Consider the following 11,078-nt stretch of genomic DNA (forward strand, 5'->3'; position numbering starts at 1 on the left):
CGACGGCCGGGATCCGGTCGTGCGGACGATCCGCCGGTGAGGACGGGGATCGGGGGAGGTTCCGCGCCCGAGAGGCCGAGCAGGCTGGGGGCGATGCCCCCGGTGCCGGCCGAGAGAGCTGCGGCGTGCGGTCAATGTAGCACCGCGTCGACCCCGCGGGGCCGGGGATCAGGAGACGCGGACCCCGTCACGGTCCACCGCGACGTAGGACGCCTCCCAGCCACGCGGCGCGCGGTCGAGCACGGCGCGCACCGCGGCCGGGCGGCCCGCCTCCGCGAAGGCGAGCACGGTCGGCCCGGCGCCGGAGACCACCGCGGGCACGCCGTCGGCGCGCAGGGCGTCGACGAGCGCCACCGAGTCGGGCATCGCGGGCCGGCGGTAGTCCTGGTGCAGGTAGTCGCGCGTGGCCCGCAGCAGCTGCTCGGGCTGGCTGGCCAGCGCGGCGACCAGGAGCGCCGTGCGCCCCGCGTCGGCGGCGGCGTCGGCGTGGGGCACCGCGGCGGGCAGCAGGCCCCGGGCGACCTCGGTCGACAGCGGGGTCGGCGGCACGAGCACCACCGCGCCGACCCGCGGGTCGACCGGCGAGGTGACGGCGTAGAACCCCTCGTCGTCGTGACCGGAGATCACGAAGCCGCCGTAGAAGGCCGGGGCGACGTTGTCGGGGTGGCCCTCGATCTCGGCGGCGAGACGGAAGAGCGCGTCGTCGTCGAGCAGCAGGGAGCCGCCGGCCACGAGCGCGCGGGCCAGGCTGACGCCCGCCACGATGGCGGCCGAGGAGGAGCCGAGACCGCGGGCGTGCGGCACGACGTTGCGGCAGGTCAGGCGCAGCCCCGGCGGCTCGGCGCCCATGAGGCCCAGCGCGGCCCGCATCGAGCGCACCACCAGGTGGGTCTCGTCGCGCGGCACGTCGGCGGCGCCCATGCCCTCGACGACCACCTCCAGGCCCGAGGCCACGACCTCCGCGCTGAGCTCGTCGCGCAGGTCGAGCGCGAGGCCGAGGGAGTCGAAGCCGGGGCCGAGGTTGGCCGAGGTGGCCGGCACCGAGACGTGCACGGGCCCGTCGACGAAGCGGGTCACGCCGCCCTCAGGCCAGGCCGGCGGCCTGCGCCGCCGAGGAGACGTCGGCGTCGACCACGGTGTCGACCAGCGGACCCACACCCTCGAGGGCCGTCGCGGTGTCCTTGAGCCCGTGGCCGGTCACGGTGACGACCACCGTCGCGCCCGCGTAGGACACCCCCGCCTCGAGCTCCTGCAGCAGACCGGCCACGCCGGCCGCCGAGGCCGGCTCGACGAAGACGCCGTCGTGGGTGGCCAGCAGCCGCTGGGCGGCCAGGATCTGCTCGTCGCTCACCGCGGCGAAGCGACCGCCCGACTCCTCGGCAGCGGCGACCGCGAGGTGCCAGGACGCGGGGTTGCCGATGCGGATCGCGGTGGCCTTCGTCTCGGGGGCCGGGAACGGCGACCCGGTCACCAGGGGACTCGCGCCCTCGGCCTGGAAGCCACGCATGACCGGGCGGCGGGTGGCCACGCCCTGCTCGGCGTACTGGCGGTAGCCGAGCCAGTAGGCGGAGATGTTGCCGGCGTTGCCGACCGGCAGCAGGTGGAAGTCGGGGGCGTCGCCGAGGAAGTCGACGATCTCGAAGGCCGCGGTCTTCTGGCCCTCGAGGCGCACCGGGTTGACGGAGTTGACCAGGGCGACGGGGTAGTCCTTCGCCAGCCCCTGGGCGATGGCCAGGCAGTCGTCGAAGTTGCCGCGCACCATGATGACCTGCGCGCCGTGGAGGATCGCCTGGGCCATCTTGCCGGCGGCGATCTTGCCCTCGGGCACGAGCACGAGCGGCTTCAGGCCGGCCTTGGCGGCGTAGGCGGCCATCGAGGCCGAGGTGTTGCCGGTCGAGGCGCAGACCACGGCCTCGGCGCCCTGGTGCTTGGCCACCGAGATCGCGGCGGTCATGCCACGGTCCTTGAAGGACCCCGTGGGGTTGTCGCCCTCGACCTTGAGGTGGACCTCGGCACCGGTGAGGCCGGAGAGCCAGCCGGAGTGGACCAGGGGCGTGCCGCCCTCGCGCAGGGTCACCGCCGGGGTGCCCTCGGGGAGGTCGAGCAGGTCGCGGTACTCCTCGATCACCCCGCGCCACTGGTGGGTGCGGACCGGGGTCCTGGGGGCCGTGGTCGTCATTCCGCAACTCCTTCGACACGCATGACGGAGGTCACGTCACGCACGATGTCCATGGTCCTCAGGTGCGCCACGGTGGCGCTGAGCTGGGCGTCGGTGGCCTCGTGGGACACCACGACCAGCTGGGCGTCGTCGCCGCGACCCTCCTGGCGCACGGTCTGGATCGACACGTCGTGCTCGGCGAAGGCCAGCGCGACCGTGGCGAGCACGCCGGCGCGGTCGTCGACGTCGATCGCCACGTGGTAGCGGGTGCGGCTCTCGCCCATCGACAGCACGGCGCGCGCGGCGTAGGCCGACTCCCCGGCGCCGCGGGTGCCGGCGAGGCGGTTGCGGGCGACGGTCACGAGGTCGCCGAGCACCGCCGACGCCGTCGGCGACCCGCCGGCGCCGGGGCCGTAGAACATCAGCTGGCCCGCGGCCTCGGACTCCACGAAGACCGCGTTGTAGGCCTCGCGCACCGAGGCCAGCGGGTGGGAGCGCGGGATCATGGCCGGGTGCACGCGCACCGCCACGGCGTCCTCGCCGCCGTCGGCACCCGGGCGCAGCTCGCAGATCGCCAGCAGCTTGACCACGCTGTCCATGTCGCGCGCCGAGGCGACGTCGGCCGCGGTCACCTCGGAGATGCCCTCGCGGTGCACGTCGGAGGCGGTGACACGGGAGTGGAAGGCCAGGGAGGCCAGGATCGCGGCCTTGGCCGCGGCGTCGAAGCCCTCGACGTCGGCGGTGGGGTCGGCCTCGGCGTAGCCGAGGTCCTGGGCCTCCTGGAGCGCGTCGCCGAAGCCGGCGCCCGAGGTGTCCATCTTGTCGAGGATGAAGTTGGTCGTGCCGTTGACGATGCCGAGCACCCGGGTGACCGTGTCACCGGCCAGTGACTCCCGCAGCGGGCGCAGGATCGGGATCGCCCCGGCCACCGCGGCCTCGTAGTAGATGTCGCGCCCGGCCTTCTCGGCGGCCTCGAAGAGGGTCGGTCCGTCCTCGGCCAGCAGGGCCTTGTTGGCGGTGACCACGCTCGCGCCGTGCTCCAGGGCGCTGAGGATCAGGCCCCGGGCCGGCTCGATGCCGCCGATGACCTCGACCACGAGGTCGACGTCGTCACGGGCCACCAGCGCCGCGGCGTCGGTGGTCAGGAGCCCCTCGGGCACCTCGACCTCGCGCGCCGCGTCGAGGCGCCGTACGGCGACCCCCACCAGCTCCACCGGGGCGCCCACGCGCGCCGCGAGGTCGCCCGCCTGCTCCTGGAGCAGCCGCACCACCTGCGACCCGACCGAGCCGCAGCCCAGCACCGCCACACCGAGCGACTTGTCGCTCTCCTTCACTCGAGACCACCCACGTCGGTTGCCAACAGATCGTCCTCAGTCTCGCGTCGTACGACGACGCGCGCGACCCCGTCCCGCACCGCGATCACGGGCGGGCGGAGCGCGTGGTTGTAGTTGGAGGCCATCGACCGGCAGTAGGCGCCGGTGCCGGGCACCGCCAGCAGGTCGCCGGGGGCGACGTCGCCGGGCAGGAACTCGTCCTTGACCACGATGTCGCCGGCCTCGCAGTGCTTGCCGACGACACGGGCGAGCACGGGCGGGGCGTCGGAGACGCGCGAGGCGAGCGTGCAGGAGTAGTCGGCGTCGTAGAGCGCCGTGCGGATGTTGTCGCTCATGCCCCCGTCGACCGAGACGTAGGTGCGCACCGCTCCCCCGTCGAGCCGCACCGCCTTGACCGTGCCGACCTCGTAGACGGTGCACATCGCGGGGCCCGCGATGGCCCGGCCGGGCTCGATCGACAGGTGGGGCTCGGCGATCCCCAGCGCGCGGCACTCGTGGGCCACGATCGCCGACATCTCAGCGGCCAGGCGTGCGGGCTCGGCCGGGTCGTCCTGCGTCGTGTAGGCGATGCCGAAGCCCCCGCCGAGGTCCATCTGCGGCATCGTCGCGCTGAGCTCGGTCGCGACCCGGGCGTGCAGGGCCAGCACCCGCTTGGCCGCGACCTCGAAGCCGGCGGAGTCGAAGATCTGCGAGCCGATGTGGGAGTGCAGGCCGAGGAGCTCGAGCCCGGGGGCGTCGAGCACCCGGCGCACCGCCTCCAGCGCGTCCCCGGAGGTGATGGAGAAGCCGAACTTCTGGTCCTCGTGGGCCGTGGCGATGTACTCGTGGGTGTGGGCCTCCACGCCCGCCGTCACCCGGACCATCACGCGCGCCGGTCGTCCCTCGCGGACCACGACCGCAGCCAGCCGCTCGATCTCGTCGAAGGAGTCCACGACGACCCGGCCCACGCCCAGGCGCACGGCGCGCTCCAGCTCGCCGACGGTCTTGTTGTTGCCGTGCAGCTCGACGCGCGCCATCGGGAAGCCGGCGCGCTCGGCGACGCTCAGCTCGCCGCCCGAGCACACGTCGAGGCCGAGGCCCTCCTCGGCGATCCAGCGCGCGGCGGCGATGCTGAGGAAGGCCTTGCCGGCGTAGAAGACGTCGTAGTCGGCGAAGGCGTCGCGGAAGGCCCGGGCCCGGGCCCGGAAGTCGGCCTCGTCCAGCACGTACGCCGGGGACCCGTGCTCGGCCACGAGGTCGCTCAGCGCGACGCCGCCGACCTCGAGCACGCCGTCGCTCTTGCGCGCGGTGCTCGACCAGAGGTGGGTGACCAGGTCGTTGGGGTCGCTGGGCTCACGCAGCCACGAGGGACCGCGGGGCCCCTCGGCGTGGGCCCAGCCGGCCTCGTGCGCCCTCACATCCGCTCCGGGGCGCTCACGCCGAGCAGGCCGAGGCCGTTGGCGAAGACCACCCGGGTGGCCGCCACCAGGGCCAGCCGGGCGCGGTGCAGGTCGTTCGGCTCCTCGTCGCCGAGCGGCAGCACCCGGCAGCTGTCGTAGAAGCGGTGGTAGACCCCCGCCGTGTCCTCCAGGTAGCGGGCGACCCGGTGGGGCTCGCGCAGCTCGGCCGCGCTGGCCACCACGCGCGGGAGCTCGGCGAGCGCACGCAGCAGCTCGCCCTCCCGCTCGTGGGTGAGCAGGTGCATCGCGTCACCGGGCTCGAGGCCGAGGGCCGCGGCGTTGCGCAGGATCCCCGAGACGCGCGCGTGGACGTACTGCACGTAGTAGACCGGGTTGTCGTTGCCCGACTTGGCCCACAGGTCGAGGTCCAGGTCGATGTTGGAGTCGGAGCTGTAGCGGGCCAGGGCGTAGCGCGCGGCGTCCTTGCCGATGGCGCCGACCAGGTCCTCCAGCGTGATGACCGTGCCGGCCCGCTTCGACATGCGCACGGGCTCGCCCTCCTTGAGGAGGTTGACCATCTGGCCGATGAGGATCTCCAGGTTCTCCCCCGGCCGGTCGCCGAAGGCGGCGCACATCGCCATCATCCGACCGACGTAGCCGTGGTGGTCGGCGCCCAGCATGATCAGGCAGCGGTCGAAGCCGCGCTCCCGCTTGTCGAGGTAGTAGGCGAGGTCGCCGGAGATGTAGGCGCCCTGACCGTCGGACTTGATGATCACCCGGTCCTTGTCGTCGCCGAACTGCTCGGTGCGCAGCCAGACGGCGCCGTCGGCCTCGTAGGTGTTGCCCATCTCGGTGAGCCGCGCGATGGCCCGCTCCACTGCCCCGCTGCGGTGCAGGTCGTCCTCGTGGAAGTAGACGTCGAAGTCGACGCCGAAGTCGTGGAGGCTGGCCTTGATCTCGGCGAACATCATGTCGACACCGACGGCGCGGAACACCTCCTGCGCCTTCTCGTCGTCGAGGTCGCGCACCTCGGGCCGCTGCTCCACCACGGCCGCCGCGATGTCGTGGATGTACTGGCCGCCGTAGCCGTCCTCGGGCGCGGGCCGTCCCTGCGCGCTGGCCAGCAACGAGCGGCTGAACCGGTCGATCTGCGCTCCGTGGTCGTTGAAGTAGTACTCCCGGGTGACCTCGGCGCCGGTCATCGTGAAGATCCGACCCAGGGCGTCACCGACAGCAGCCCAGCGCACCCCGCCGATGTGGATGGGGCCGGTGGGGTTCGCGGAGACGAACTCGAGGTTGATCCTCTCGCCGGCGAAGGCCTGGCTCGCGCCGTAGCGGTCGCCGGCCGCGAGCACGTCGAGGGCGACGCGGCCCTGGGCACCGGCCTCGACCGTGATGTTGAGGAAGCCCGGCCCGGCGATCTCGACCTCGCCGACGCCGTCGACCGCACCGAGGCGCGCGGCGACCAGCTCGGCCAGGGCCCGCGGGTGGGTGCCGGCCCTCTTGGCCAGCTGGAGCGCGACGTTGGTGGCGTAGTCACCGTGCCCCTTCTGCCGGGGTCGCTCCACCGTGACGCTGGCCGGGACGCCCTCGGGGAGGGTCAGCGAGCCCTCGTCGACGAGGGCCGACAGGACGTCGACGATGGTGGCGGAGAGCTGCTCGGGAGTCACCGGTCAAGGGTAACGAGGTCGGGCGCTCCGCCCGACCACGGTCTCGCGGGCCCGGGGCGGCCCCGCTTCGACGCCGGGCCGGCCTGGTTGTAGGGTTCGGAACCGCGCCGCTGGTCGGCGTGAGCGCCTCCGTAGCTCAGGGGATAGAGCACTGGTTTCCGGTACCAGGTGCCGCAGGTTCGAATCCTGCCGGGGGCACACCTTTCTCTCGTCTCGCCCGGTTCTCCCCGGGCGCGGGACCCTCGTGGTCTGGACCGCCCGGACGTGTGACCTAACTTCCACGTCAGCCCGGCGTTCACTCAGCAACGAGGGGTCTCGGGGTCCCTCGGCCCGGGAGGCGCACGCGGCCGCACGGCCTCACACGCCCCTCCCGGCCGGCCCCCACTCGCTGACGAAAGCAGGAACAGTGAAGACGACCCTTCGACGGGCGGTCGCGGTCTCCGCGGTCTGCGCCGCCGGCCTCGCCGGCACCCTGACCACCCCCACGACCGCCACGGCCGAGGACGGCCCCTCCGCCCGGGCCGAGCGCCGGCTGACCGACTTCGGCATGAAGGCCAACGTCTACGGCACCAAGGTGCTGCTGGGCGGCGTGGAGCTGAAGAGCCTCAAGGACGCCCGCGCCAACCAGCCCTGCACCCGCACCGCCGGACTCTCCGACGTCGTGGGCTCGCTGCTCAGCACCGACACGCTCCCCGTCCCCAACGACCTGGTCCACCTCTCCCCCAGCACCAGCAGCTACGAGACCTACGAGACCGCGGGTCGCACGGGAGTGCGCGGCATCAACACCATCGCCGACATCGCCATCGGCGGCGAGGTCGTCGACGACCTCGCCATCCCGACCCTCAAGATCGAGGGGCTGCGCTCGGTCGCCGACTCCTTCTACGACCGCTCCGCCGTCGACGCCCGCGGCGCCGCCGGCGCCTACGGCACCGACCACTCCTTCGGCTTCGAGGGCATCTCGTTGGACTACGACGACACGGTGGTCGAGGGCACCCCGCTCGCCGACCTGCTCGACATCGTCAACGACGCCACCGCCCCCGTCTCCCAGGTCGTCGACCAGCTCGTCGAGCTGCTGTCCTCGGTCGCGGGCAACACCGTCGAGATCCCCGGCCTCGGCTCGATCGGGCTCGGTCGCTCCGGCGGCACGGTCGGGAAGACCTTCGCGACCTCGGAGACCTATGCGCTCAAGATCGACGTCGACCCCAGCGAGGCGGCCAACGACTCGGTGACGACGCTGCAGCTGGGCCGCGCCAAGACCCGCATCTCCAGCCCCGTGCGCTCGGGCGTCTTCCGCTCCACCGTCATGGGCCTGGACCTCTTCGCCGGCAACGACCTGCTCCACATGGGCGGCATCGGCACCCAGACCATCCCCTGCGAGGGCACCGGTGGCGACGTCCGCACCAAGACCGTCGAGCAGGCCCAGGTGCTGCTCGGGGGCCTGGTCACCCTGACCGGGCTGGAGTACGAGTACTCCGGCGAGCAGCTCGCCCGAGGGCGCGCTCGGTCCATGGTGGCCAGCAAGCTCGGCCGGCTCGAGATCCCCTCGGCCGGCCTGGTCATCACCGGCATCGGCTCGCGCATCGACCTGCTGGGCAAGGGCGCCGGCACCAAGGTCGCCCGCACCGTGAAGGTCAAGGTCGGCGATATCCTGCTCGACGGCGAGTCGATCAAGCCCGACGACCTGTCGCTGGGCGACCAGGTGCTCTTCGGCGACAACGGCGTCATCACCTTCGGCCGCATCCCCGCCGGCGGCAGCAACTTCTACGGCACCGAGGTCAGCGCCATCTCCGTGCGGATCCCCGGCGTCATCGACCTGATCGACGTCGGCTGGGCCGGCTCACGCATCTACCCGCGCTGACCCGCGCTGACCCGCGCAGCACCTCACGCGACACCCAGCAGCACACCAGCAGCACCCCGACGCCGGGGCGGCACCGCCGCCCCGGCGTCGCCGTGTCCGGCACCGTCGCGCACACCCACCCGGGGGAGCCTCGCGCCGGCTCCGGTGCGGGTATCGTTGGACCATGCAGGAGCGCCCCTTCACCAGCACCCTCGACTCCGGTGTCCTCACCGTGAGCGGGAGCATCGACGAGTACGCCGTCATGACGCTGCGCAACCAGATCGCCGCACACTCCGCCGACTACACCGGCCGGGTCGTGATCGAGCTCAGCGACGTCGACTACCTCCCCAGCGTCGCGATCGGCGTGCTGGCCAAGGCCATGTCGCAGGCCCGACGCGCCGGCGGGTCCGTCGAGCTCGTCGCCCGGCGCGACACCCTGGCCCAGAGGATGCTCACCGTCGTCGCGCTCCCCTACCGGGAGTCGCCCGACGACGAGGAGCCCGACCCGTCAGGCGCCCCGGGTGCCGTCGCCTGAGCCGGTGCGGCCGCCGGTCAGGGCGCAGCTCGCCCTGCCCTTCACCGTCGACTCCGTCACCGAGGCCCGGCACCGGCTCGGCGACCAGCTCGAGGCCGCCGGGGTCAACCGTGTCACCGTGCAGACCGCGTGCGTCATCGTGAGCGAGCTGGTCGCCAACGGCGTCCGGCACGGACGTGGCGGGGCCCGGCCGGCCCTGGAGGTCGCGTGGGAGACCCGCGGCGACGACCTGGTCATCTCGGTGGCCGACGGCGGGGGCGCGTCGCTGCCCGTCGTGCGACCACCCGACCTCGACTCCGACTCCGGGCGCGGGCTGATGATGGTCGCCGGCCTGAGCAGGCGGTGGTCCTACGACACCTCGCGCGGCACCACGGTGCGTGCCGAGATCGAGCTGGTCTGAGCGAGACGCCGCTGCGGCTCAGCAGCCGCGGGGCAGGGTCGCGTCCTGACGGGCGGCGTCGCCGAGCCTCCGGGCGACCGCCACGTAGGGCAGCACGACGCTGGCCTCTCCGACCTGCCCCAGGGCGCCCGGCACCACGCACGTCGTGATCCTGCGCCGGTCGACCTGCGCCACCGCCTGTGCCAGGCGGAACAGCTCGACCGGAGAGGCGTCGGTCGCGGTGTGGCGCAGCACCGTGGCGACGCCGCGCTCGAGGAAGCCCGGGCGGTCGGCGCGCTCCGCGATCGCGGCGTGGATCCCGCGGAGCACCCGCTGCTGGTTGGCGGAGCGGTCGAAGTCGCCGCCCGCGAGACCCTTGCGGATCCGGGAGAAGGCCATCGCGCCGTAGCCGTCGAGGCGGATGCGGCCCGCCTCGAAGCCGAGGGGCTTGAGGTCGGGGTCGGAGAAGACGCGCGGGTTGTCCACCTCGATGCCGCCGATGTCGTCGACCATGTCCTCGAAGAAGGGGAAGCGGGTCACCACCACGTAGTCGGGCTCGATGCCGACGAGGTCGCCGACCGTGCGGGCGAGCAGCTGCGGGCCGCCGTAGGTCAGCGCGGCGTTGACCCGGTCGGAGCCGAAGCCGGGGATCGGCACGTAGGAGTCGCGCGGCACACCGATCGACGCGGCGGCGCCGGTGCGGGTGTCGAGGCCCACGAGCTGGAGGGCGTCGCCGCGCACCCGGGTCATGTCCTCCCCCGGCCGCGCGTCGGAGCCCACCGCGAGGATCCACACGACGTCGGGGGTCAGGTCGACCGCCTGGGCGCGCCGCACCTCCACGAGCACCGCCTGCGGGCTGCTCACCGCCGAGCCGGGCACCGTGAGGGCGGCCAGCACCAGCACCGCGGCCAGCACCACCCGGCGCCAGCCGCGTCGCGCGGCCCCGCCGGCCGACCTCCCGACCTGCTCCCGCGAGCCCGTCATCGTGCGCCCTCCCCGGCACGCGCCAGGCGCCCCTGGGTCAGGTCGTAGGCGAAGACCCGCCAGGCGTCGCCGTCCCAGGTCAGGGAGAGTCGTCCCTGCACGCGTCGCGCGACCTGCTCGTCGGCGCCGCTGAGCGGCACGTAGTCGAGCAGCACCCGTGCGGTGGCGCCGCGCACGCGCCCGCCGTGGGCGAGCAGGTCCACCACGACCCGCTGCCGCGCGGCACGGACCGCGTCGACCCCCTCGCCCAGCGAGGCGGCACTGGTGCGGGCCCGCTCCGCCCGCGCGGCCTCGCGCGCCCCCGCGGTGAAGCCGGGGAAGGCGTCACGGACGTCGGAGCGGGGCCAGGGACCGTCGAGGAAGGCCGCGGCGTACCAGTCGGCCACGACCTGGCCGACCCGCTGCACGACACCCTCGCGGCGGGCCGCCGGCAGCCGTCCGACGACCTCCCCGGTCCGCACGACCACGGGCGCCGACGCGGGGCCGGTGGCCGCCGGGGCCGACGACGCGCCGGCGGCGGGCGGGTCACCGCCGTCGGGGGCCTCGTCGGTGCAGGCCCCCGTCGTCAGCAGCAGGGCGAGGACGAGCGCCCCGGCGGCCCGACGTGGGGACCGTGCTCGGTGCGCGCGCCCGGGCGGCCTCGGCGACACGCCGGGGACCGTGGGTGGGAGGGGCATCATCGGGTCGTCGTCCTCTCGTGGCCGCCGTGGTGGCGGGGCGCGCGTCGCCCCTGACCCCGGGCCGGGTGTGGTGCGGCTAACACCCTGCCCGAAAGGTGACCTCAACCTCGGCATTTGCCGGG

The 11,078-nt window shown here is 73.9% G+C and carries 10 protein-coding genes and 1 tRNA gene; 4 read left to right on the forward strand and 7 right to left on the reverse strand.

The window, feature by feature from the left end:
• Positions 1-168: 168 nt before the first annotated feature.
• The 5 genes from thrB to argS are packed head-to-tail and all read right to left on the reverse strand — an operon-like array spanning position 169 to position 6,541.
• Complete coding sequence (gene thrB / locus M3673_RS10510) at positions 169-1,077, reverse strand: homoserine kinase (protein WP_251533531.1); 909 nt, start codon at positions 1,075-1,077, stop codon at positions 169-171.
• Positions 1,078-1,084: 7 nt separating this feature from the next.
• Positions 1,085-2,179, reverse strand: a complete 1,095-nt coding sequence (gene thrC / locus M3673_RS10515; protein ID WP_251533533.1) for a threonine synthase — start codon at positions 2,177-2,179, stop codon at positions 1,085-1,087.
• Positions 2,176-3,492, reverse strand: a complete 1,317-nt coding sequence (locus M3673_RS10520) for a homoserine dehydrogenase (RefSeq protein ID WP_056864109.1) — start codon at positions 3,490-3,492, stop codon at positions 2,176-2,178. The genes thrC and M3673_RS10520 overlap by 4 nt, the downstream gene beginning before the upstream one ends.
• Positions 3,489-4,889 (reverse strand): diaminopimelate decarboxylase, encoded by a 1,401-nt coding sequence (gene lysA / locus M3673_RS10525; protein WP_374108195.1) that lies wholly within the window; start codon positions 4,887-4,889, stop codon positions 3,489-3,491. Before lysA ends, M3673_RS10520 begins: the two co-directional genes overlap by 4 nt.
• The gene (argS, locus tag M3673_RS10530) at positions 4,886-6,541 is read right to left on the reverse strand and encodes an arginine--tRNA ligase (RefSeq protein WP_251533537.1); all 1,656 of its coding nucleotides are present in this window, start codon (positions 6,539-6,541) and stop codon (positions 4,886-4,888) included. The genes lysA and argS overlap by 4 nt, the downstream gene beginning before the upstream one ends.
• Positions 6,542-6,666: 125 nt before the next feature.
• On the opposite strand from argS, the gene M3673_RS10535 reads away from it, so the two are divergent.
• The 4 genes from M3673_RS10535 to M3673_RS10550 all read left to right on the forward strand — a co-directional run bounded on the left by M3673_RS10535 (position 6,667) and on the right by M3673_RS10550 (position 9,313).
• Positions 6,667-6,739: transfer RNA gene (locus tag M3673_RS10535), tRNA-Arg, on the forward strand.
• 208 nt (positions 6,740-6,947) lie between these two features.
• A complete protein-coding gene (locus M3673_RS10540; RefSeq protein WP_193661114.1) occupies positions 6,948-8,399 on the forward strand; it encodes a hypothetical protein in 1,452 nt (483 codons plus the stop codon).
• Between the two features lie 163 nt (positions 8,400-8,562).
• On the forward strand, positions 8,563-8,913 hold the full coding sequence (locus M3673_RS10545; protein ID WP_056864105.1) for an STAS domain-containing protein: 351 nt from the start codon (positions 8,563-8,565) through the stop codon (positions 8,911-8,913).
• A complete protein-coding gene (locus tag M3673_RS10550; RefSeq protein ID WP_193661115.1) occupies positions 8,900-9,313 on the forward strand; it encodes an ATP-binding protein in 414 nt (137 codons plus the stop codon). The genes M3673_RS10545 and M3673_RS10550 overlap by 14 nt, the downstream gene beginning before the upstream one ends.
• A gap of 18 nt (positions 9,314-9,331) precedes the next feature.
• Here the strand turns inward: M3673_RS10550 and M3673_RS10555 are convergent, their stop codons facing one another.
• Together M3673_RS10555 and M3673_RS10560 are read right to left on the reverse strand one after the other, a co-directional pair.
• Positions 9,332-10,276 (reverse strand): LCP family protein, encoded by a 945-nt coding sequence (locus tag M3673_RS10555; protein ID WP_251533540.1) that lies wholly within the window; start codon positions 10,274-10,276, stop codon positions 9,332-9,334.
• Positions 10,273-10,926, reverse strand: a complete 654-nt coding sequence (locus tag M3673_RS10560; RefSeq protein ID WP_193661117.1) for a hypothetical protein — start codon at positions 10,924-10,926, stop codon at positions 10,273-10,275. Before M3673_RS10560 ends, M3673_RS10555 begins: the two co-directional genes overlap by 4 nt.
• Between the last annotated feature and the right edge of the window lie 152 nt (positions 10,927-11,078).

The sequence above is a fragment of the Nocardioides sp. P86 genome, from assembly GCF_023712465.1.
GTDB classification, from domain to species: domain Bacteria; phylum Actinomycetota; class Actinomycetes; order Propionibacteriales; family Nocardioidaceae; genus Nocardioides; species Nocardioides kribbensis.